We start from the raw sequence: 20953 nt of genomic DNA, 5'->3' as shown, positions 1-20953 counted from the left end.
CCGTCAGGCCTTCAGATCGGGATCCAGTTCCAAATCGTCGTCCAGCTGCACGCCGTAACTGTTCAGCAGCATCGACACTTGGCTATATTGGCCGACGGTCATCACCAGATCCATGCGCTGCTTTTCGGTGAGGTCCGAAAGAGCAACCCAAGTAGCGTCCGACACGTGGCCATCGCTGGTCAGTTCATCAGTGGCGCGGAGCATTGCGCTCTCAACCGGTGTCCAGCCCGGCGCGTCCGGCCCGGCCTTGATCCGTTCGATTTCAGCATCGGTCAGACCACAGTCCTTGCCGATGCGGACATGTTGCGCCCATTCATAGCCGGACTTCCAGTTGAAGCCGGTGCGCAGGATGACAATCTCGCGCTCGCGGGCGGCCAACGCATTATGATCGGACAGGATATAGCCGCCCCACCACATGAAGGCTTTATAAGCTTTCGGCGCCTTTATCAGCGTCCGGAAGATATTGAGTATCTTGCCGGTCTTGAAGCGCTCGCCCAGCATCGCCCGGTGCTCGGGACCGAGTTCTGACTCGGCGAGCGGGGCGATCCTGGGTTTGTCGAGACGCATTTCTAATCGATTAGCCGAGGGTTACGGACTTGATCGCGCCCGGCTGTGCCGGTGGTTCGCCCTTGGGCAGCGCGTGGACCGCTTCCATGCCCGAAGTCACTTCACCCCAGACCGTATACTGGCCGTCGAGGAAACCGGCATCGTCGAGGCAGATGAAAAACTGGCTGTTGGCGCTGTTCGGGTCCATCGTGCGGGCCATCGAGCAAGTGCCCTCGACATGCGGCTCCTTGGAAAATTCCTGGGCGAGATCAGGCTTGTCGCTGCCGGACATGCCGGTACCGGTCGGGTCGCCGCCCTGCGCCATGAATCCGTTGATCACGCGGTGGAAGACCACGCCGTCGTAGAAACCTTCGGCAGCCAGCTCGGTGATCCGCGCGACATGATTGGGCGCGAGATCCGGACGGAGCTTGATCTCAACATCGCCTGTATCGAGGTGGAAAGTCATTTTTTCATGGGACATCGGGTCTTTTCCTTTGCGTTCATTGAATCGGTCTTGCGGGGCATATAGGCAAGGCCTCGCGAAAAATCACCCTGCCTTAGGATAATTGTCACAAAAGATTGCAATTGCAACGGTGCAACGCCTAATAGACAGCCGAACTCGCGCAGAAAGGGGAGCATCGCGATGACCGATATCAACGACGCCCCCGACGCAGTCCTCGACCGCGAAGAGGTTCTCGACGAAGACAACCGGCTGACCGACGAATTTGTCCGTTCGGTTTCCGATGCGGTCGAAGAGAATAACAGCGTTCTGGCGCAGGAGCTGGTCAACCCGCTCCACAATGCCGATATTGCCGATCTGTTCGAACTGGTCGATGCCGACGAGCGGGCGCCGCTGGCGAGCGTGCTGGGTGATCTGGTCAGCGCCGACGTCCTCGCCGAGATGAACGAGCATGTTCGCGAAGATCTGATCGACGTGCTCGACGCCAGCCAGATTGCCGACCTGACCGAACAGCTCGACACCGATGACGCGGTGGCGATTATCGAGGATCTGGATGAAGGCGAGCAGCAGGCGGTTCTCGCCGAACTGGATGCCGAAGACCGGGCCGCGATCGAGAGCGCCCTCACCTATGAGGAAGAAACCGCCGGCCGGATCATGCAGCGCGAATTTGTCGCGGTGCCCGAACATATGATGGTCGGCGACCTGATCGACTATCTCCGCAAGAATGATGATCTGACTACCGAATTCTGGGAAATTTATGTCGTCGATCCGGCTTTCCGGCCGATCGGCACTTGCCAGCTCAGCTGGATCCTCAGGACTCCGCGCGACATTGCCATCGCCGACGTGATGAAGCGGGAACAGACGTTGATCCCGGTCGACCTGGACCAGGAAGAAGTGGCGCTGCGCTTCCAGAAATATAATCTTATTTCGGCCGCGGTCGTCAATGATGACGGGCGCCTGATCGGGATGATCACCGTCGATGATATTCTGCACATTGTCGAAGACGAGGCCAGCGAGGACGTGCTGCTGCTCTCCGGTGCCGGCGATGGCGACATCAACGAGCCGATCCGCGACAGCTACAAGGCGCGGGTTCGCTGGCTGATCACCAATCTGGCAACCGCGCTGGTCGCCAGCTTTGTCATTTCGATTTTCGGGGCGGCGATCGAACAGATGGTGGCGCTGGCCATATTGATGCCGATCGTGGCGTCGATCGGCGGCAATGCCGGCACCCAGACCATGGCGGTCTCGGTCCGCGCGCTGGCGATGAACGAACTGACCCGGTCCAACACCCGCCGGATCATCGGGCGGGAATTCCGCATAGCCCTGCTCAACGGCGCGACGATCGCCGTGCTGGTCGGGCTGGGCACCGGTCTGGTCTTTGCCAATCCAATGCTCGGCGGCGTGATCGCGCTGGCGATGATGATCAATATTGTGATCGCCGGTTTTGCCGGGATTTTTGTACCCGTCATGCTCGACCGGATCGATCAGGATCCGGCGCTGGCCTCTTCGGTGTTCGTCACCATGATCACCGACACCATGGGTTTTCTTGCGTTTCTCGGGCTCGCCGTCGGCAGCGGGATGGTCAGCCTCTAGTGCTCGTATAGGCGGCAACAAAATTGCCGAGATCCTGATAAATCCGCTCCCGCTCGCAATCGCCCAGCATCTCGCAACTGAGCGCATCAAAACCCGGACGGTTGTCACCGGCCGCCAGCCGGATCGCCGCCACCAGCCATATTTCATCCGGCGTTGTCAGCGATGAACAGGGGCGTCCGATCTGAAACGGTTCCTGCCAGGCCGATCCGATGGTCTCGGCCAATATCAACATCCGGGTTGCCGCCTGCCGCCCTCCCAGCCGGTCGGACAGATTGTCCAGACAGTCCAGCGAGTTCTGGCTCGCCACCACGGCAAGGCGAAAGGCAATGATCAATTTCGCCTCGACTGCCGGCAGCGACCGGATATCCGGTAACGGTAGTAGAAGCTTCTCCAGTATCTCGGTCAATCTGTCTCTCCTTGCTGTCCGATTCTCCCTACATTATGATATTGATAATCATTTGCAATAATAAACTACATGATTCCGCCTCGGAAAGGAGCCGGTCGGTCCCGCTACGATCCGGAAGCTGCTTGACTAAAGCGGTCGCCCCCCACAGATATCACCCATGCCACTCAACATGACCAAGATTGCCTATCGCAGCGAAAGCCCGGCAACGCTGCGCCAATGGCTGGAATCACACAGGGACAACAGCACCACCGATGGGGAGGCGCGCCTGACCACCCGTTATCTTCCGAAACGGCATGCGGAAATGGTCGGCGGCTCGCTCTACTGGATTCACGCCAAGAAAATTATCGGCCGTTCGCCGATCCTCGGCTTCATGGAAAACGGTCAGGGAAAACAGTGGATCCGGCTCGAACCGAAACTGATTGCAGTCCAACCGGTCCCCAAGCGTGCCCATCAGGGCTGGCGCTATCTGGAAGCGAAAGACGCGCCGCCCGATCTTGCCGATGGCGCGGAAGGCGCAGAAGAGATGCCGGCAGAGATGCTTGGCGAGCTGGCCAGCCTGGGGTTGGTCTAGCCGCGCATCAGCTTTTGCTGTCGACCCAGTGTTTCAGCAGATCATGGGCGATAGCAAAGGGTGGCGGCGCGACGAACAGCGCATCCGGATCACCGGCCATTGCCGCCTTGACCTCGGCGAGCGTGAACCACGCTGCTTCCTCGATTTCCTCTTCGTCGAGGGTCAGCGTCGGATCGTCGGTATGACTGGTACACGCGATCATCAGCGATGAGGGGAACGGCCATGGCTGGCTGGCGACATAGCGAACATCGTGGACATGGATCCCGGCTTCCTCGAACAGCTCGCGCTTGACGCAGCCTTCTATACTCTCGCCGGGCTCCAGAAATCCGGCCAGCGCGGAAAAGCTTTTGGGTGGAAAGCGGGGCTGACGCCCAAGCAGGACTTTACCTTCGCATTCCGACAGCATGATCGCCACCGGATCGGTGCGCGGGAAATGCTCGGCCCCGCAACCGTCCTGCTCGCGGTCGCATAGCCTTGCCCAACCGCCCTTGCGCGACCCGGTCGGTTTGCCGCATTGCGCGCAAAATTTGTGCCGCGCGTGCCAGTCGACCAGACTGCGCGCCGTCGCATAGATTGCCGCCTGCTCGGCCGGCAAAGCACCCAAAGTCTGCCACAGCGCCCGATTGGCCGCCGGCCCGGCATCCCCTGCCCCGTTCAGTTCGGCAAAATAGGGTATATCCTCGTCGATACCGAGCAACAGCAGATCATTGTCCGGCGAGGCTTCAAACGCGGCCCCCCAGGCCAGATCACCATAGGCATCAAATACCGGGTTGAGGCCATCCAGTTTGAGCAGCCTGGCCCGCGGATTCATCATCGCCGCGCGCAGTCGGTCGGGACTGACCCGTACCTGGTCAGCACGATCAAGCGTTCCGCCGGCAAAGGTCGGCACGATGGTCTGTTCAGTATTTGGCATCTTGTCTCCCGGACATTCACGATATTTATATCTTTGCTCCCCGGAACAGGGAGAGAATTTTCTGCCCTCAGGGGCTGGTCTTGCCCGCACCCGCCTGCGCCGCACCGATAAGATCGGCATAGACATATTTCGGAAAATCCGACTGGAAGGGGTAGCTGTTCGAAGGAATATATTGCGTATAGCCGCCGGCCCGCAGCCCGCGAACGGTGTCCACAAAGGCCGAGGTACCGGCTGCGCCGCCCCAGCCAAATGTGCCCGGCGGACTGACGGCGGTGCCGAGTCCGGAACGGCCGCCCGCGCCGAAGCCGTGGTTGGCCACCCAGGTCCCCGCCGTGCTGGCCGTTTCGGGCAGCAGATTGGAAATGCCCAGCTTCACCGTTTCCGGCTTCATCACCTGCACATCGCCCACTCTGCCGAAGCCGAGGATCATCTGCAGGAACTTGTCATAATCGCCGGCGGTGCCGACCAGGCCGGTGCTGCCAAAGGCAAAAGCCGGCTTGTCGAGATAGATGCTGGTCGCGCCCGGATCGATCGGTATCAGCGCTCCGGCGAACGGCGCGTAATTGTCGGCCAGGTCAGCCGCGCGGTCGGCGGGGACCTGATAGAATATGCTGTCCATGCCCAAGGGCCCGAACATCCGTTCCTGCAGAAACTGGTCGAGCGGCTTGCCGGAGACCTTTTCGATCACCGCACTCAGGACATCATGGCTGAGCGAATAGCTCCACTGCGTGCCAGGCTGGTAGACCAGAGGCAGTTCCGAGAGGCGCTTGACGAAAGTCATGATGTCAGGCGTCGGCGCGCCGGCATCGACACCGGGGATGGGATTGCGGCTCACGCGCCCCGGGGTCAGACCAGCGGCCAGATAGGCCTTCTGGATCGGCCCCTTGGATATGATCGTATAGCCGAGACCGGCCGTGTGGGTTTGCAGCTGTCGGATGGTGATCGGGGCCTTGGCCGGTTCCACATTGTCGATCGAACCTTCGGGATCGACCAGCACCTGCATATCGGCAAACTCGGGAAAAATATCCGACAGCGGCTGATCGAGAGAGATCAGACCGTCTTCGACCAGCATCATCGTGGCCATGCCGGTCACCGGCTTGGTCTGCGAATACATCCGCCACAAAGTGTCGGGCCCGACTGGCCTGTCGCCGCCCAGTTTCTGTGATCCGGCGGTGATAACTTCCGGCACCTGCTGACCAAAGCCGATCATGGCCATCATGCCGGCGACTTTCTTTTCCGCAACATATTGGTTGATGATCTTGGTCAGGCCGGGGAATTTGTTCGCCGCTTCGCGGGCCAGGGCAAGGGAGGGCATGCCGGCCAGAAAGGCGCCGGCACCGATGCCGCCGAGCACGGAGCGCCGGGAAAATGATGGTCCAGACAAAGATGCAGCAATTGTTCCAGCAGTCATTTTTCTTCCTTCATTTTCCATTGCACGGCCTTGGCATATAATGTCGGCAGCCCTGCCCCCGCTATATCATCCAGTGGCCACCAGATATTGTCATCCTTGTTAGTAACGATTTTCTCGTCCTGATAAACCGCCAAATCCACTTCGAGCGAAAAATGGCTGAAGCTGTGCTGAACGATATTGTCATGCACCTGCCAAGCGCCCGCCATCGGCGGCGTAGCATGGCCGTCCCTGCCCGCAGCCCAGCCGTCATCCGGCAGCGCTCGCATCCCGCCAAGCATCCCTTTCGACGGACGCGTGGCGAGCAATATCCGGCCCTGCTGTTCGATCCAGAAAAAGCGCGCGCGGCGGACCGGCCTGGCTTTCTTTGGCGGCTTGACCGGAAAGGCCTCGACCTTGCCAAGCGCAAAGGCGGAGCATTGATCCTGCACCGGACAGATGTCACATTTCGGATTTTTGGATGTGCAGATGGTCGCGCCGATATCCATACAGGCCTGCGCGAAATCGCCGGCACCATGGCGCGGGGTGATGGCATCCATCGCCGCGCGAATCTCGGCCTTCCCCTTGGGAAGCGGCGTGTCGATGGCGAACAGCCGTGCCACCAGCCGCTCTATATTCGCGTCCACCACCACCGCCCGCTCGCCAAAGGCAATCGCTGCGATTGCCGCCGCCGTATAGACGCCTACACCCGGCAATTTCAGCAGTTCAGACTCTTTCTGAGGAAAGACTCCGTCTTTCTTTTCCGTGACATACGCCGCACATTTACGAAGATTTCGCGCCCGCGCATAATAGCCGAGGCCGGCCCAGGCGGCCATGACGTCCGCCTCCTCGGCCCGCGCCAGCTCCTGCACCGTCGGCCAGCGCGTGGTGAATTTCTCGAAATAGCTTTTGACCGCGCCCACCGTCGTCTGCTGCAGCATGACTTCGGACAGCCAGACATGATAGGGATCGGGCAAATTGCTGCCCGGCGGCGAACGCCAGGGGAGTTCACGCGCCTTATCCACATAATGTGCACCGATATTGGCAGAAATTTTACCTGCTTTGGCGGAGAAGCTATCGACGGCCATGGCCGCGCCATGCCATAAAAGGACATAATGGCGAAGAAAATTGGCAAAATCGGTGATGAAAAGGCGAAGGGCGCCGAAAACGGTAAAGCTGTGCCCGCAAAATCGCCCAAAAAAGCCGCCAGAAAACCGGCTGCCAAGGCATATCAGAAATATCAGCGTCCGCGCGGCGGTCCGGCCAAAAGCATTTCCGATCTTATGCCGGAGATCGGTCGCGCCGCCTTTCGTCGCTATGGCTTTATCCAGAGCTCAGTGGTCAGCCGCTGGGCCGAAATTGTCGGCGAACGCTACGCCGCCGTTTCCCTGCCCGAATCGATCCGCTTTCCGCGCGGCGAGAAGGAGGGCGGGACGCTGCATCTGCTGGTCGGTGGCGCCTATGCGACGATGATGCAGCATATTGCGCCCGACATCATCGAACGGGTCAACCGCTTCTTCGGCTATGGCGCGGTCAGTCAGATTAGATTCAGACAAGGCACCGTAACGCCCAAGAAAGACAGGGAAAAAAGGGTCCCCCTGCCTGCTTCGCTAAAGCCCGCGCCGATCGAGCTGGGCGAGAATCTTCGCGATATTGGCGATCCCGAATTGAACCGGGTGCTCGAATCGCTGGCATCGGCAGTTGCAAAGGCGGAAGCGGACCCTAAGAACGAGGCGCAACAAAGCATCAGGATCATCGGCAAGATCGGTGGCGGCGACAAGAAGAAGGACCGGACATGAAGTATGGAAGCGCGTATCTTGCTTCGGCATTGGCAGCATCGGTTGTGATGGTCGCCCCGGCTTCGGGGCAAGAAACAGACTGGACCAAACGCGTGACCCAGTCCACCATCGGCGGCCATGTCATGGGCAATCCCCTCGCCCGGCACAAGCTGACCGAATATATGAGCTATACCTGCAACCATTGCGCGGCCTTTGAAAAGGAATCGCATAGCGCGCTAACCGCCAAATATGTGAACAAGGGCCATATCAGCTTCGAGGTGCGCAATCTGGTTCTCAACCCGATTGACCTGACGGCTGCCATGCTGGCTCGCTGCGGTGGCCGGACCCGGTTTTTCGGCAATCACCGCGCGCTGCTGATGCAGCAGTCCAAATGGCTGACGAAATTCCAGTCCGCCTCTCCCGAAGTGATGAAAACGATCAATGAAGGCACCGTGCCCCAGCGGCTCAAGAAAATCGCCATCGCCGCCGGGCTCGACAATCTGATGAAAGGCCGTGGCTTTACCGCGCCCCAGATCGACGCCTGTCTCGCCAACCAGGCTGAACAGGACAAGATTCTGGCAATGACGGAATATGCAACATCGACGCTCAAGCTGACCGGCACACCAAGCTTCACCATCGGCGATCAACCGCTCGCCAAAGTGCACAGCTGGACAGCATTGCAACCGAAACTGGCGGTTCTTCCGCAATAGACATTCGATATTTTCAGGAAACAGGAACAGAATATGCGCACTTTCAACTATATCGCTCCCCTGGCTCTCGCTCTGGCGCTAACCGCATGCGGCGAAGCAAGTGAGGGAGAATCCGGTGCCAGCGCGTCGGGTTCGGTCGAAGCGGTCGAAGCCCCGGCGGGACAGAAATGGTCCGAAACCGTATCGAAGACGGAAGCCGGCGGCATCGTCATGGGCAATCCCGATGCACCGCTCAAGCTGGTCGAATATATGTCGATCACCTGCTCGCACTGCAAGGATTTCGGCGAACAGGCCTTTGCGCCCTTGCGCGACAATTATGTCGAAACCGGCAAGGTCAGCTTTGAAATCCGCAATTTCGTGCGTGATCCGCTCGATCTTTCCGCGGCCATCCTGTCCCGCTGTGGCGGCGAAGGTCCGTTTTTTCCCCTGACCGAGCAGGCGCTGAGCTACCAGGGAACCATGTTCGAAAAGGCGCAGGGCATGGGCGAGGCGACCTATAGCAGCATATTGAGCGCCAGCCCGGACACACGTTTTGTCCGTCTTGCCGAACAGCTGGGCCTGATCAGCTTTTTCCAGCAGCGCGGCATTTCGGAAGATCAGGCCAAGGCCTGTCTCGCGGACAGCGCGGCGGCTGAAGCGCTAATGAACAATACGCAGAAAGCGGTCGAGGAATTTGACATCCAGGGAACCCCGACCTTCCTGCTCAACGGCCAGAAAATTGACGGTACCAACTGGGCTGCGGTCGAAACAAAACTGAAGGAGGCCGGCGCCAGATAGGCGCCGGGCCACGTCGCACGGGGGGCGCATTGCAAAGGGTGACTGACACAGTCGACGCGGGGGGCATCCCGTGCAGATAAAGAAGCTCAGACTTTCGGGCTTCAAAAGCTTTGTCGATCCCACCGAGCTGCGCATTGAAAAAGGGCTGACCGGAGTGGTCGGCCCCAACGGCTGCGGCAAATCGAACCTGCTCGAGGCCATCCGCTGGGTGATGGGCGAAAATAGCGCCAAGTCGATGCGCGGCGGTGGCATGGAAGATGTCATTTTCGCCGGCACCCAGGACCGGCCCGAACGGCAATTTGCCGAAGTCGCGCTGACCGCCGAGCGCGAAACCAATGACGTATCATCGCTTCACGCCGGCGACAATGACAGCGAACTGGAAATTGTCCGCCGGATCGAGCGCGGCGCCGGCTCCGCCTATCGCGCCAATGGCACCGATGTCCGGGCCAAGGATATTGCCCTGATCTTTGCCGATGCTGCCACCGGCGCGCACAGTCCTGCCCTGGTCAGCCAGGGTAAAATCTCCAATATCATTTCCTCCAAGCCCGAAGCACGCCGCGAGATGCTGGAGGAAGCCGCGGGCATTTCCGGCCTTCACGTCCGGCGCAAGGATGCCGAGCAGAAATTGCGCGCGGCGGAGAAAAATCTGGCGCGTCTCGACGATATTCTCGGTGATATGGAGCAGCGCGCCGCCAATCTGCGACGGCAGGCAAAGCAGGCGGAACGCTACAGAAAATTAAGCGGAGAAATCACCCTCGCGGAAGGCCGGCTGATTTACGCGCGCTGGAAAGAGGCGGCGGCTGCTTCCAATGCAGCCAAAGCCGAAGCCGAGGCGGCGGAAGCAAAAGTCGCTGCCGCGCAAAACGAACAGCAGGCCGCTGTCTCTGCCCAGAATGAAAGCGCCAAGGCGCTCGGCGTCCTGCGCGCCGAGGTCCAGCGGACGCGCGAGCAAGCCAGCGAGTCCAGCCACCGGCTGCTGACGCTGACCAACGAACGCGACAATCTGAAATCGCGCCTGCTCGACCTCCAGGCACAGGCGCAACGCATCCACGAGGATAATGCCCGCGAGGACCAGCTGACCCGCGATGCGATGGAGGCTCTGGCGCGGCTGGAGCAGGACGAAAAGCGGTTGTCGACCGAATTGAACAACCTGACCAAGGAACGCCCGGAGCTGGAGCGCGGCGCTGAACGCGCCGAACGCGCAGCCAGCGAAGCGGAAGTCGAACTGGCCAAGGCGGTTGCCGAGGAAGCCCGTATTCAGGCGGAAATCAAGGTCGCCAATGCCGCCGTCGATGCGGCGCAAACGCGCCATGACCGGCTGTCAGTGGAACTCGGCCGGCTGAACGCCGAACGCGCGGAGATGGGCGACGAGGGAGAGCTGCAGATATCCCTTACCGAAGCGGTCGCGGCGCGGGAGGCTGCGCAAAAAGCTGCCGACAGCAGCATCGTCAGAATCGCTTCGCTGGAGGAACAGCGGATCGAGGCCACAGCTGCTCGCGATGCGGCGCAATCCGGCCTGGCCACGCTCAAGGCCGAACTGGCTGGACTGAAATCCGAACATGACGCGCTGGATCGCGAATTGTCCAAGGCCGAAAGCACCAACAAGGCGATCGATCAGGTCAAACCGGCGCCGGGCTATGAACGGGCGCTGGCCGCAGCGCTGGGCGACGATTTGCTGGCATCGATCGGCGAGGACGGAGACCGCTTCTGGGGCGGGGGAGATATGACCATTTCCGGCAAGGAACCTGCCGGTACTGAAAGCCTGTTGGGCCAAGTCCAGGCACCGGCCGAATTGCACAATCGTCTGTCACAGATTTTTGTCGCAGACAGCGACGATAGCCAGATGCTGGCGGTAGGCCAGCGTCTTGTCACCAAAGCAGGCGCTTTGCGCCGTTGGGACGGTTTTGTCGCGCGCGACGATGGCAATGCCAGCGCCGAACGGCTGGTTCGCGCCAACCGGTTGCGGGAATTGCAGCAGCTGCTCGTCCCGGCCGGCGACAAGGTTTCCGTTGCGGAAGCAGCGCTTGTCGAGCGGCGCGAGACAATATCGGCAATCGAGACGCAGCTGGGGGACGCGCGCACGGCGCGACGCGACGCCGAGGAAGGCTTGCGACGGGCGTTGCGCGAAGCCGATCAGGCGGAAGAAGCGCTGGCATGGCTGCAAAAGCGTACGACCAGTCTCGCCGAGCGGGAGGCTGCGCTAAAGACGGAAAATGCGGCAGCGCTCGCCGAACTGGAGGCCGCACAAAAAGAACGCGCCAGCCAGCCCGATGGCGCGGCCCAGGAAAACGCCCGCTCGATCCTGCAGGACCAGCGTGATGCGGCGCGGCAGCAGGTGATGACAGCGCAGGCGGCCCTCTCCGGGATCGACCAGAAGCTGGCGCAGGTGAAGGAGCAAAAAGCCGTTGCCAGTGCGCAAATCCGGTCATGGCAGGATCGCTCGGGAGAAGCCGAAGCGCGTATGGCCGAAATGGCCAAACGAGCCAAGCTGATCGAGACCGAGGTGGAAAATCTTGCCGATCGCCCACGGGTGATCGAGGTGGAGGTGGCCCGGTTGACCGAACAACAGGACGCGCTGGATGCCAAGGTCGTGGAAAAGGACACGGCGCTGCAGGCCGCCGAACTCGCCCAGCGCGACCATGAAGACCGGCTCAATCAGGCCAGTGAAATGCTCAGCCAGGCCCGCGAATTGCGCGCCGGCGCCAAGGCACGTGCCGAGAACCAGGATTTGCGCCGCATGGAAATGGGCCGCATTTCAGCCGAAAAATTCGAATGCCCGGCGGTGGTATTGCCGAAAAAACTGGAATTTGACGACGATAGCGTTGGTGACGCATCGCAAGAATCGGCAGAACTCGAGCGGCTCACACTCAGCCGCGAACGCATCGGTCCGGTCAATCTGGTCGCCGCCGACGAGCTGGCGGAACTGGAAGGCGAGTGGGCTATATCCACCAAGGAGAGCCAGGACCTGAACGAGGCAATCCACCAGTTGCGCGGATCGATCGGCAGCCTGAATCGCGAGGGCCGGCAACGGCTGCTTGCCGCCTTCGAGGAAGTCGACCAGCATTTCCAGCGGCTCTTTGCCACCCTGTTCAACGGCGGCAAGGCCCATCTGGAAATGATCAACAGCGACGATCCGCTGGAAGCGGGCCTCGAAATCATGGCGCAGCCGCCGGGCAAGAAACTGACGTCGCTCACCCTGCTGTCGGGCGGCGAACAGGCGCTGACCGCCGTGGCACTCATCTTTGGCCTATTTTTGACCAATCCTGCACCCATTTGCGTGCTGGACGAGGTGGACGCACCGCTCGATGACGCCAATATCGAACGCTTCTGCGACCTGCTCGACAAAATGGTCGCCGAAACCAACACCCGCTACCTGATCGTCACCCACAATGCCGTAACCATGAGCCGCATGCACCGCCTGTTCGGGGTAACGATGATCGAGCGCGGAATTTCGCAGCTGGTGTCGGTCGATCTGAACGCGGCAGAAGAATTGCTGGCGGCGGAGTGATCCGAATCCGCCAGTCACAAAGGCGCTTCAGCGGATCGGGGTTAACGGGATAATCCGGGCTGACCGGTTGCGACACCGGCCATGCGTCCCTTTGCGATTGCTTTGACACATGCGATATATGAGCGGTTGAATAATGGTCCTGGTGTGAACAGAACGAGGAATTGCGCAAGATTCTGAACGGCTAGGCGTCCAGCGCTGCCTGCGCTCCGTTCGGCAACACCCGATAGTCGATCGGCTTGAACGTCCCGCCATTCGACGCATAGGCCGAGCACGCCGTCAGTCCGATCACCAGATCCATTTCCGCACGCAGCCTCAGCCGGTCGCCGGCCTTGCTGGTTGGTGGCAGCACTTCCAGCTTGCCAGCCTGATCGACAGGGACATTCATGAACACGTTGAAAGCACAGGGGATGGAGTCCTTCTCCACGCCGAAGGGGGACAGAGCCTCTGCCAGATTGCCGAAGCAGCCGCGATGCACCGGCTTGTCCGGATAGAAATGCTTGAACGTATCCTCGCTGCACGGTGTCAGCAGAAAATCGTGCGACCCGACCGTATCCTCGAGGATCGTCAGCATCCGCCGCGACCGGTTGGACCACAGGCAATTCCCCTCGCTCAGCTGGATTGTTTCCTCGTAATCGAAGGTCCGGCCGTTGGATATGACTTCCCGGACATCGTCGGCATTGAAGGCGAGCAAATCCGAAACCTGACCGCCATCCGGATCAATCACGTCGAGATATTCGCCCTTCCTCAGCCGGAACGCGACGCCCGAGCGCGGCGCTATACGAAAGCTGCTCATAGGCTGCGCCGATCACGGAAGGGGCATTTCCAGTCATCGCCAACCTTGCGGCCGCTATATTGCCGAGCCTCGCTCGACTCACCATATTTGGCCAGCATCGGATTTATGTCGCCGGCCAGCTTTTCATCGCGGGCCAAAATGGTTTTGCGCATCTTGTCATAGCTGCCCTGTTCGCGGAGCCGTTCGAACTGGTCGTGCAGGTTGAACACCAGCACCGGGTGGGAAAAGCGGCGGGCCGGGCGCGATGCATTGGGATGCAGACCGATGACGAAAAAGGCTTCGCCGCCAAAGCTGAGGGAAAAATGCGGGTCATCGGGATTGGCGCTGACCCGTTCGTCGTAGCTCTGGCCGCGCCAGGCATCCTTGTCCGCCATCGACTGGATCCTCTCCCACAACAGCTTTTCGAATTCGGCTTCCGAAATATCTGTCGGTCCTTCGAATATGACCGCAAGGCTCCGCAGGCCTTCAGACGAATCGCGATATTCGCGCGCCCAGACGAGCAATTCGCGATGGACCTGCAAATCGTCCCAGCTGCTGTCGAGACTATGCCCGGTAATCACCTTGAGACTATCACGCGCTAGCGCCGATTTGGCTCCGACACAGGGAAATTCCGGCCGGGAGATCATCGACGCGATGGCGTGCTGCAGCTCCTCCTGGCGTTTGGCTCGACAATTCTGGTCCAGCAATATTGAGTGTTTCATGGCGTTAGTTACGCGCCGAATCACAAAGCGTTCCCGCGCATGAACCGGTCCGCTTCAAAAATCTGGCAATTCAGTCACCCAATATCAGCTGCGGTCCTGGCCCCTTCCGTCCGACCCGGTCTTCCGGATTATAGAGCGCGCATTTCTTCAGGCTCAGACAGCCGCAACCGATGCAGCCGTCAAGCCGGTCGCGAGTGCGTTCCAATTCCGCGATCCGTTCGTCGATCACACCGCGCATCGCCTTGCTGATCCGGGTCCAGTCGGCCTGGGTCGGCGTGCGGCCGTGAGGCAGATTTGCCAGCTGCCGCTGGATTTCGCCGATACTCAATCCCAGTTGCTGGGCAATAAGGACGAAACTCAGCCGACGGATATCCGAGCGCAGAAAGCGGCGCTGGCCGCCGGCAGAGCGGAAGGGTTCGACAAGCCCCTTTTCTTCGTAGAATCGGATGGCGGAGACTGACAGGCCGGTTCGGGCAGCGAGCGCGCCGATGGTCAGGGCTTTTGTCTGAGGCATGTTCATTGTCTCCTCCACTCTTCCTCCCGTTACGCAGCAATGGGGAGGTGGCCTTCGCCGAAGCCTTGGAGAAGGCGGATGACGGAGGGGCCTATTGCCGCAATTACCCCCTCCACCATCCTGCGGATCGTCCCCTTCCCCATGCTGCGCATGAAAAGATAAAATAATAGCTTGACCTCAACTTAGCTTGAGGTTGTACGAATCGCAAGCATGGAGAAATTGGCGGGCACGGAGCGTCGGTCGCGATACGGAAAACATGCTTCCAATTCTTCCAATATGGCGATGTCAATATTGCGAGGAAACCAGATATGAAACTCAATCAGGTCACCGTGGGATGCCTGGATTATGATGAGTCGGTTGCCTTTTATCAAAGGCTTGGTCTCATCCAGATCGTCGATTCTCCGCCTCGCTATGCGCGCTTCGAGACGCCGGCCGGCGAGACTTTCTCGATTCACAAAATGGACAGAATCGGTGCGCCGACCACCATGGTCTATTTCGAATGCGACGATCTCGATGACATTGTCGCGCAGCTGCAATCCACCGGGATCACCTTCGACACCCAACCAACCGACCAGAGCTGGGGCTGGCGCGAGACACGGCTCCGCGACCCCGCAGGCAACCCGCTCTGTCTGTTTCGCGGCGGCGACAATCGCCGCTTCCCGCCATGGCGGATCATCCCCTCAAACAAGAAGAAAGGAAATGCAAAATGACCAACGGAAAACTGGAACACGCCAATATCACGGTAAGCGATCCGCAACGGAGCGCCGATCTGCTGCACGATCTGTTTGGCTGGCACATCCGCTGGCAAGGACCGGCGATGGCGGGTGGCCATACAATCCATGTCGGCACCCAGGATCAGTATATCGCGCTCTACACCCACCCGGATGTGCAGGCGTCAGACCCCACGTTCAACAAGGGCGAGCCGCTCAATCATATCGGCATAACCGTCGATGATCTGGACGCGGTGGAAGCCAGGGTCATTGCTGCCGGTCTCGAACCTTTCAGCCATGCCGACTATGATCCGGGCCGCCGCTTCTATTTCTTCGACTGGAACGGCATCGAGTGGGAAGTGGTAAGCTATCAGTGAAGGCCCCTCTTCCTCACCCTGACCCCGATTCAGGATCCAGAGCGGCAACCGCCACACGGGCATGTTGCCGCTCCGGCCCTCCGATCATGTCCGGGGTGACGACACCCCTGTTGAGCGCCTTTACAGGCTCGGATTAACCAGGACCTTCTCGCCGGTTGCCTTCTTGTCATAACCCTTGGCGATGTCCGGATCGATCATGTCCATCAGGCTGATCTCACTGGAATAGTCGCTGTGGAAGATGCCGTTGCGCTCTTCGACGCTATACATGCGCATTTCCATCATCCGTTCGCCGCCGACCTTTTCCAGATGCGGGGTCAGCAACCAGCCGCCGACACCCCAGTAGAGGCCGAGGCCGCCGCCGAGAATGGTGTCGCCGGTGTCGAGGCGACCGTAGATATAGACCTGCTTGTTGACGGTCGAGCCGTAGACGCTGAATTCCGCACCGCGCACGGCGGCTGCCTTTTCCATTGCGGTCAGAATGTAACTCGCCATCTTGCCGCCGCCGATGGCATCGAAGCCGAGCGTCGCGCCGGTTTCGGCGAGCGCAGCGATCAGCTGCTCCATGAAATCGTCCTTGCTGCTGTCAATGACGTAGGTCAGGCCGATGTCGGTGAGGATCTTCTTCTGGGCGTCGGATCGTACGATGGCGACGAGCGGCACGCCTTCCTTGAGGCAAAGCTTGGCCAGCATCTGACCGAGATTGGACGCGGCCGCGGTGTGGACCAGTCCCGTATGACCTTCGGCCCGCATCGTGTTGAGAAAGCCCTGCACGGTCATCGGGTTGACGAATAGCGAAGCGCCTTCCTTGGCCGGCGCGCCTTCGGGCAGCGGCACGCACATCATGGCGGGCATCACGCGATGGGTGCGATACATCTCGCCACCGACGATGGTCACGACCTTGCCCATCAACGCCTGCGCCGCGTCCGAAGACCCGGCGGCCACAACCGTGCCTGCGCCTTCGTTGCCGGCCGCCAGCTTCTTGCCCGCACGGCCTTTGAAAAACGGCTGCATCGCGGGATCGACATCGGCTACCAGCGCCGGATGGCCATCAACGGTCTCGCTGCGCACCGTGTCCATATTGGCGGCCGCGGTCAGCAGGCCGAGATCGGACGGATTGATCGGGACCGCTTCCATCCGGACCACGACTTCATGCTCCCTGGGTTCGGGCACGTCATAGGGTTCGACCGACAGGATCGATTTGCCGTCTTCGGTGACGGTGGTGAACAGTTGTTTTGCGTCGGGAAATTGGCTCATGAAATATTCCTCTCTTCTATGTTTCTAGAAACTTCTGCTGGCCGCTAGCGCGCCCAGTCCTCCGGTGATTTCGAAAAATTCGCTCACCGTTTCGTCGATAATCTGTTTGGCAGTTTTTACCTCGTCAATCAAACCGGAAGATTGCCCGGCCAGCCCGACGGAGGCCTCCATATCGCCGCCGAAATAGACGTCCATAATGCCCTTGAACGTGTCGGGCGGCATCACCCCGTCCTCATGGATTTTTGCGGTCCGTTCGGTCTTCAGCGCGCGAATGCAGGGCGAGGCTTTCTTGTTCAGCACATAGGTGCCGGTCTCCTCGGCATCGAGTATCGCCTGCTTGTAATTCATATGCACAGGGCTTTCGGCGCTCGACACAAAGCGCGTGCCCATCTGGATCGCTTCGGCGCCGAGCGCGAAGGCTGCCGCCATGCCTTTACCATCCGCAATACCGCCAGCGGCGACCATAGGAATATCGGTCTGCCGGCGGATCGCCTGCAGCAGCACCAGCGTCGACACTTCCTCGGGATTTTTGAAACCGCCGCCTTCGGCACCTTCGACGACCAGACCGTCCACGCCGGCTTCGACACAGCCCATGGCGGCAGCAACAGTCGGGACGGCATGATAGACCACGATACCCGCCTCCTGCAGAGGACCGACAAATTTCCGCGGGCTGCCGGCAGACGTCGTCACGAATTTCACACCGGATTCGCAAACACGGGTCAGGATCGCGGGGTCTTTCAGGAACATGATCGGAAGGTTGACACCAAAGGGCGCGTCGGTGAGATCCTTCATCTTCTCGATCTCGGCCATGCAGTTTTCGGTCTCGCCCGAGCTGGTCTCGATAATGCCGAGCCCGCCGGCATTGCACACGGCCGAAGCCAATTGCGAGCGGGCGATCCATCCCATCGGCGCCTGCACGATCGGATATTTTGCGCCGCTATGTTGAAGGAAACGGTTCATAAAAAGTCTTTCTCTTTATCGTTGGCGACTCAGCCCATCGGATACATGATTTCCCGGCTGATCTTGTAGATCCGCTTCATCATCTCTGGGCTGAGTTCCAGATCGGCGGCGGCGAATATTTCCGGCAGTTGATCAGTGTGCGTCGCGCCGACGATGGTGGACGCGACGAAATCATGCTGTTTCGACCAGGCCGTCGCCAGCGTCACCGGTGCTACGCCCAGTTCTTCGGCAATGGCCATATAGCGCTTCGTCGATTCCTCGGACTTGGGATTGACGAACCGCTCGGCCATTTTCTTCTGCCGACCGCCCATTTTCAGATAGGCAGAAAAACGCGCGCCTTCCGGCGTAGCTCCGTCATTATATTTACCAGACAGGGCCCCACCGGCGAGCGGCGAATAAGGGATCAGGCTGACCCCTTCCATCCGGCAGATCTGCGCCAGTTCATCCTCGAACCGCCGGTTGTTCATGCTGAAATTATTCTGGATCGTGCAATAGCGGGTGACGCCCAGCCGTTCGGACGCTTCCAGCGATTTCATCAGGCCCCAGCTGGTTTCGTTGGAACAGCCGATCGCGCGGATCTTGCCCTTGCGGATTTCCTCGTCGAGCACTTCCATGGTTTCGTCATAAGCCGTGCCGTGATCGGGCCAATGGGTCTGGTAAAGGTCGATATAATCGGTCTGCAGCCGTTTGAGACTGTCGTCCAGCGCCTTGACGATATTGTGCCGGTCAAGGGCGGTCATGCCGGCCCGTTGCGAAGATTCGATCCATCCGTGACTGGGGCCCGATACCTTGGTCGCAATGATCAGGCTGTCGCGATCCTTACCCTTCATCCAGCGGCCGACTATCTTTTCCGTTTCCCCTGCCCATTCCCGTTTGGGCGGCACCGGGTAATTTTCTGCCGTGTCGAAGAAATTGATTCCCGCCTCGACCGATTCGTCCATGATTCGGTGTGACATCGCTTCGTCAGCGCCGCTGCCAAAAGTCATCGTTCCCATGCAGATTTCGGATACATAGATCGGGCTTCGGCCCAGACGACGTGTTTTCATGCAGATATCTCCGGGAAACAGGATGTCAGATTAACTATGCGGTTAAGCAGCATAGACGCCTTGGGTTGCGAAACGCAATGCAATTTCGTTGGCAGCTAGCCTGCCTGACCGAGAACCAGACAAGCGAGAAACAACAGGAAACCGGCGAAGCGGTTGGACCGGAACTTGGCGAGCGCATCATCGCCATCGCCGCTTTTCAGGGTCGTGACCTGCCAGAGAAGATGCAGCCCGACCGGCACCAGCGCCACCAAACCCAGCCATTGCGGCCGCAGCATCCAGAAGGCCGCTGCCCAACTGGTCAGCGCAACAAGGTAAAAGACGAGTACGCCAAAACGGACATTTTCGCCCAGCCGCAACGCGCTCGACCGGATGCCGACCAGCGCGTCATCTTCCCGGTCCTGCAGCGCGTAAATCGTGTCATAGCCGATCACCCAGAATATTGATCCGCAATAGAGCAAGACCATGGCCCAGTGAACCTGCGGTACGATCGCCAGCCATCCGACCAGCGCACCCCAGCTGAACACCAGCCCCAGCCAGGCCTGCGGCCACCAGGTGATGCGTTTCATGAACGGGTAAGCGGCAACCAAAGCGAGACTGCCCAGCGCGACCAGTTTGGCGGCGGTGTTGAGCTGGAACCAGACAGCCAAGCCGATGAGGCACAGGATCCCGAGCCATATCCAGGCCGCTTTCAGCGATGTGGCACCACTGGCCAGCGGCCGCGAGCGGGTTCGCTCCACTTGCCGGTCGAGATCCCGGTCAACGATATCATTATAGACACAGCCGGCTCCGCGCATCGCGATCGATCCGAGCAATAGCCAGAGCAGCAGGTCCCAGCGCTGAATCGCACCGCCAGCCAGCGCGACACCCCAGGCACAGGGCCAGAACAGCAGCCACCAGCCGATCGGCCGGTCAAAACGGGCGAGCAGAGCGAATGGTCGCGCCGCCCCGGGCAGAAGGCCGACGATGCCCTTATGTTCGGAATCAGGGACGACATGATCTGACGGGCTGGGCATGATGATCGCATATCGTCATTTCCCCTGTTCGTCATCCTGAACTTGTTTCAGGACCTCTCCCGGACATAAACTGTCCTCCGCCCGAGATGCTGAAACAAATTCAGCATGACGGGACTGAAAGCGGGCGCTAAACACTGCCCCATGCCAGCCACACCAGCCTATCCGCCGCACAGCGCTCCGCGCCTCTATGTCGATGCCGAGCTTGCCGACGGCGCCCAAATCCGGCTGGACGGCAGCCATGCCCATTATCTACTCAAGGTCATGCGGATCAGACAGGGTGATCCGGTGAAGCTGTTCGACGATCGCACCGGCGAATATCTCGCCCATGTTTCGGCCCTCGGCAAACGCGACCTGATCCTGACCATCAATGGCAAGACCCGCGGACGGGAAGCCGTCCCCGACCTCTGGCTGTGCTCCGCCCCGATCAAGAAAGACCGGTTCAACTGGATCGCCGAGAAGGCGACCGAACTGGGCGTCGCCAAAATGATCCCGGTGCAGACCGAGCGCACCCAGAGCTCCAATTTCAAGCACGAGAAGCTTCGCGCCCATATGATCGAGGCAGCGGAGCAATGCGAGCGTACCGCCCTGCCTGTGCTTGCTCCACAGCTGAAATTACCCGAGTTGCTCGGACAATGGCCCGCCGACCGCCATCTTTTCTTTGCCGACGAGCGTATCCATGAAAGCGGCGAAGGCAGTTTCCGCAAGGCGCTGGTTGCGCATGACGGTCCGGCCGCGATCCTGATCGGTCCGGAAGGCGGTTTTTCCGACGCGGAGAATGATATGATCCGCGCCCTGCCCCGGTCGGTGCCGGTCTCGCTCGGCCCACGTATATTGCGCGCCGATACCGCCGCTCTGGCGGCAATCAGCCTGTGGATGGCCGGTCGCGGGGACTGGAATCCCCGCTGACTGGAGCTGCCTCGACCCCGCCCGCCGATG

22 protein-coding genes are annotated in these 20953 nt (G+C 60.0%); 9 read left to right on the top strand and 13 right to left on the bottom strand.

Annotated elements, in window-relative coordinates:
• Positions 1-3: 3 nt before the first annotated feature.
• Positions 4-567, bottom strand: coding sequence for a carboxymuconolactone decarboxylase family protein (locus ACHZCJ_RS16055; RefSeq protein WP_321327569.1), 564 nt, complete (start codon positions 565-567; stop codon positions 4-6).
• 10 nt (positions 568-577) lie between these two features.
• On the bottom strand, positions 578-1027 hold the full coding sequence (locus tag ACHZCJ_RS16050) for a peptidylprolyl isomerase (protein WP_159644364.1): 450 nt from the start codon (positions 1025-1027) through the stop codon (positions 578-580).
• Between the two features lie 162 nt (positions 1028-1189).
• Here ACHZCJ_RS16050 and mgtE point away from each other — a divergent pair, with 162 nt between their 5' ends.
• Positions 1190-2599: a magnesium transporter gene (gene mgtE, locus ACHZCJ_RS16045; protein WP_321327568.1), complete on the top strand. Its 1410-nt coding sequence runs from the start codon at positions 1190-1192 to the stop codon at positions 2597-2599.
• Here the strand turns inward: mgtE and ACHZCJ_RS16040 are convergent.
• Positions 2589-3005: a hypothetical protein gene (locus ACHZCJ_RS16040; RefSeq protein ID WP_321327567.1), complete on the bottom strand. Its 417-nt coding sequence runs from the start codon at positions 3003-3005 to the stop codon at positions 2589-2591. The two genes, mgtE and ACHZCJ_RS16040, sit on opposite strands and share 11 nt — an antisense overlap.
• Before the next feature lie 157 nt (positions 3006-3162).
• Between ACHZCJ_RS16040 and ACHZCJ_RS16035 the strand changes: the two genes are divergently transcribed.
• Positions 3163-3576 (top strand): DUF1489 domain-containing protein, encoded by a 414-nt coding sequence (locus ACHZCJ_RS16035; RefSeq protein WP_321327566.1) that lies wholly within the window; start codon positions 3163-3165, stop codon positions 3574-3576.
• Between the two features lie 7 nt (positions 3577-3583).
• Here ACHZCJ_RS16035 and nudC read toward each other — a convergent pair whose 3' ends face one another.
• The 3 genes from nudC to ACHZCJ_RS16020 all read right to left on the bottom strand — a co-directional run bounded on the left by nudC (position 3584) and on the right by ACHZCJ_RS16020 (position 6964).
• Positions 3584-4489: an NAD(+) diphosphatase gene (gene nudC, locus ACHZCJ_RS16030; RefSeq protein WP_321327565.1), complete on the bottom strand. Its 906-nt coding sequence runs from the start codon at positions 4487-4489 to the stop codon at positions 3584-3586.
• Positions 4490-4556: 67 nt separating this feature from the next.
• Positions 4557-5900, bottom strand: coding sequence for a serine hydrolase domain-containing protein (locus ACHZCJ_RS16025; protein ID WP_321327564.1), 1344 nt, complete (start codon positions 5898-5900; stop codon positions 4557-4559).
• Positions 5897-6964, bottom strand: a complete 1068-nt coding sequence (locus ACHZCJ_RS16020) for an A/G-specific adenine glycosylase (protein WP_321327562.1) — start codon at positions 6962-6964, stop codon at positions 5897-5899. Before ACHZCJ_RS16020 ends, ACHZCJ_RS16025 begins: the two co-directional genes overlap by 4 nt.
• Before the next feature lie 27 nt (positions 6965-6991).
• On the opposite strand from ACHZCJ_RS16020, the gene ACHZCJ_RS16015 reads away from it, so the two are divergent.
• From ACHZCJ_RS16015 to smc, 4 genes are all read left to right on the top strand, one after another.
• Entirely contained in the window at positions 6992-7675 is a 684-nt protein-coding gene (locus ACHZCJ_RS16015) for a DUF721 domain-containing protein (RefSeq protein WP_159644403.1), read from the top strand.
• Positions 7672-8364, top strand: a complete 693-nt coding sequence (locus ACHZCJ_RS16010; protein ID WP_321327559.1) for a thioredoxin domain-containing protein — start codon at positions 7672-7674, stop codon at positions 8362-8364. The genes ACHZCJ_RS16015 and ACHZCJ_RS16010 overlap by 4 nt, the downstream gene beginning before the upstream one ends.
• 33 nt (positions 8365-8397) lie before the next feature.
• On the top strand, positions 8398-9141 hold the full coding sequence (locus ACHZCJ_RS16005) for a thioredoxin domain-containing protein (RefSeq protein ID WP_159644411.1): 744 nt from the start codon (positions 8398-8400) through the stop codon (positions 9139-9141).
• Positions 9142-9211: 70 nt separating this feature from the next.
• Positions 9212-12649: a chromosome segregation protein SMC gene (gene smc / locus ACHZCJ_RS16000; RefSeq protein ID WP_321327556.1), complete on the top strand. Its 3438-nt coding sequence runs from the start codon at positions 9212-9214 to the stop codon at positions 12647-12649.
• 181 nt (positions 12650-12830) lie between these two features.
• Here the strand turns inward: smc and ACHZCJ_RS15995 are convergent, their stop codons facing one another.
• The 3 genes from ACHZCJ_RS15995 to soxR form a co-directional block, all read right to left on the bottom strand.
• Positions 12831-13442, bottom strand: a complete 612-nt coding sequence (locus ACHZCJ_RS15995; RefSeq protein WP_321327554.1) for an urea carboxylase-associated family protein — start codon at positions 13440-13442, stop codon at positions 12831-12833.
• On the bottom strand, positions 13439-14143 hold the full coding sequence (gene gntA / locus ACHZCJ_RS15990; RefSeq protein WP_394700154.1) for a guanitoxin biosynthesis heme-dependent pre-guanitoxin N-hydroxylase GntA: 705 nt from the start codon (positions 14141-14143) through the stop codon (positions 13439-13441). The genes ACHZCJ_RS15995 and gntA overlap by 4 nt, the downstream gene beginning before the upstream one ends.
• A gap of 70 nt (positions 14144-14213) precedes the next feature.
• A complete protein-coding gene (gene soxR, locus ACHZCJ_RS15985) occupies positions 14214-14657 on the bottom strand; it encodes a redox-sensitive transcriptional activator SoxR (protein ID WP_159644433.1) in 444 nt (147 codons plus the stop codon).
• A 308-nt stretch (positions 14658-14965) separates the two neighbouring features.
• Here soxR and ACHZCJ_RS15980 point away from each other — a divergent pair, with 308 nt between their 5' ends.
• Together ACHZCJ_RS15980 and ACHZCJ_RS15975 are read left to right on the top strand one after the other, a co-directional pair.
• A complete protein-coding gene (locus ACHZCJ_RS15980) occupies positions 14966-15367 on the top strand; it encodes a VOC family protein (protein WP_159644436.1) in 402 nt (133 codons plus the stop codon).
• A complete protein-coding gene (locus tag ACHZCJ_RS15975; RefSeq protein WP_321327551.1) occupies positions 15364-15744 on the top strand; it encodes a VOC family protein in 381 nt (126 codons plus the stop codon). Before ACHZCJ_RS15980 ends, ACHZCJ_RS15975 begins: the two co-directional genes overlap by 4 nt.
• A 120-nt stretch (positions 15745-15864) precedes the next feature.
• Here ACHZCJ_RS15975 and ACHZCJ_RS15970 read toward each other — a convergent pair whose 3' ends face one another.
• The 4 genes from ACHZCJ_RS15970 to ubiA all read right to left on the bottom strand — a co-directional run bounded on the left by ACHZCJ_RS15970 (position 15865) and on the right by ubiA (position 20017).
• Positions 15865-16998: an NADH oxidase gene (locus tag ACHZCJ_RS15970; RefSeq protein WP_321327549.1), complete on the bottom strand. Its 1134-nt coding sequence runs from the start codon at positions 16996-16998 to the stop codon at positions 15865-15867.
• 24 nt (positions 16999-17022) lie between these two features.
• A complete protein-coding gene (locus ACHZCJ_RS15965) occupies positions 17023-17958 on the bottom strand; it encodes a nitronate monooxygenase family protein (RefSeq protein WP_321327547.1) in 936 nt (311 codons plus the stop codon).
• A 29-nt stretch (positions 17959-17987) separates the two neighbouring features.
• Positions 17988-19004 carry an aldo/keto reductase gene (locus ACHZCJ_RS15960; protein ID WP_321327546.1) on the bottom strand — a complete coding sequence of 339 codons (1017 nt, stop codon included), beginning with the start codon at positions 19002-19004 and terminating at the stop codon, positions 17988-17990.
• 95 nt (positions 19005-19099) lie between these two features.
• A complete protein-coding gene (gene ubiA / locus ACHZCJ_RS15955; protein ID WP_321327545.1) occupies positions 19100-20017 on the bottom strand; it encodes a 4-hydroxybenzoate octaprenyltransferase in 918 nt (305 codons plus the stop codon).
• Between the two features lie 141 nt (positions 20018-20158).
• Between ubiA and ACHZCJ_RS15950 the strand changes: the two genes are divergently transcribed.
• Positions 20159-20923, top strand: a complete 765-nt coding sequence (locus tag ACHZCJ_RS15950) for a 16S rRNA (uracil(1498)-N(3))-methyltransferase (protein WP_321327544.1) — start codon at positions 20159-20161, stop codon at positions 20921-20923.
• The last annotated feature ends 30 nt before the right edge of the window (positions 20924-20953 follow it).

This window comes from uncultured Parasphingorhabdus sp., from assembly GCF_963677535.2.
In the GTDB taxonomy this organism is placed as follows: Bacteria; Pseudomonadota; Alphaproteobacteria; order Sphingomonadales; family Sphingomonadaceae; genus Parasphingorhabdus.
The sequence above is the reverse complement of the archived record's forward strand: the minus strand, read 5'-3'. Positions and strand labels throughout refer to the sequence as shown.

Coding starts and splice junctions, on each gene's coding strand:
- nudC (WP_321327565.1), bottom strand. CDS start 4,489: ATGCCAAATACTGAACAGACCATCGTGCCGACCTTTGCCGGCGGAACG.
- ACHZCJ_RS15980 (WP_159644436.1), top strand. CDS start 14,966: ATGAAACTCAATCAGGTCACCGTGGGATGCCTGGATTATGATGAGTCG.
- gntA (WP_394700154.1), bottom strand. CDS start 14,143: ATGAAACACTCAATATTGCTGGACCAGAATTGTCGAGCCAAACGCCAG.
- ACHZCJ_RS15970 (WP_321327549.1), bottom strand. CDS start 16,998: ATGAGCCAATTTCCCGACGCAAAACAACTGTTCACCACCGTCACCGAA.
- ACHZCJ_RS16010 (WP_321327559.1), top strand. CDS start 7,672: ATGAAGTATGGAAGCGCGTATCTTGCTTCGGCATTGGCAGCATCGGTT.
- ACHZCJ_RS15960 (WP_321327546.1), bottom strand. CDS start 19,004: ATGAAAACACGTCGTCTGGGCCGAAGCCCGATCTATGTATCCGAAATC.
- ACHZCJ_RS15975 (WP_321327551.1), top strand. CDS start 15,364: ATGACCAACGGAAAACTGGAACACGCCAATATCACGGTAAGCGATCCG.
- ACHZCJ_RS15965 (WP_321327547.1), bottom strand. CDS start 17,958: ATGAACCGTTTCCTTCAACATAGCGGCGCAAAATATCCGATCGTGCAG.
- ACHZCJ_RS16035 (WP_321327566.1), top strand. CDS start 3,163: ATGCCACTCAACATGACCAAGATTGCCTATCGCAGCGAAAGCCCGGCA.
- ACHZCJ_RS15995 (WP_321327554.1), bottom strand. CDS start 13,442: ATGAGCAGCTTTCGTATAGCGCCGCGCTCGGGCGTCGCGTTCCGGCTG.
- ACHZCJ_RS16020 (WP_321327562.1), bottom strand. CDS start 6,964: ATGGCCGTCGATAGCTTCTCCGCCAAAGCAGGTAAAATTTCTGCCAAT.
- ACHZCJ_RS16005 (WP_159644411.1), top strand. CDS start 8,398: ATGCGCACTTTCAACTATATCGCTCCCCTGGCTCTCGCTCTGGCGCTA.
- soxR (WP_159644433.1), bottom strand. CDS start 14,657: ATGCCTCAGACAAAAGCCCTGACCATCGGCGCGCTCGCTGCCCGAACC.
- ACHZCJ_RS15950 (WP_321327544.1), top strand. CDS start 20,159: ATGCCAGCCACACCAGCCTATCCGCCGCACAGCGCTCCGCGCCTCTAT.
- ACHZCJ_RS16050 (WP_159644364.1), bottom strand. CDS start 1,027: ATGTCCCATGAAAAAATGACTTTCCACCTCGATACAGGCGATGTTGAG.
- ubiA (WP_321327545.1), bottom strand. CDS start 20,017: ATGCCCAGCCCGTCAGATCATGTCGTCCCTGATTCCGAACATAAGGGC.
- ACHZCJ_RS16025 (WP_321327564.1), bottom strand. CDS start 5,900: ATGACTGCTGGAACAATTGCTGCATCTTTGTCTGGACCATCATTTTCC.
- ACHZCJ_RS16015 (WP_159644403.1), top strand. CDS start 6,992: ATGGCGAAGAAAATTGGCAAAATCGGTGATGAAAAGGCGAAGGGCGCC.
- mgtE (WP_321327568.1), top strand. CDS start 1,190: ATGACCGATATCAACGACGCCCCCGACGCAGTCCTCGACCGCGAAGAG.
- ACHZCJ_RS16055 (WP_321327569.1), bottom strand. CDS start 567: ATGCGTCTCGACAAACCCAGGATCGCCCCGCTCGCCGAGTCAGAACTC.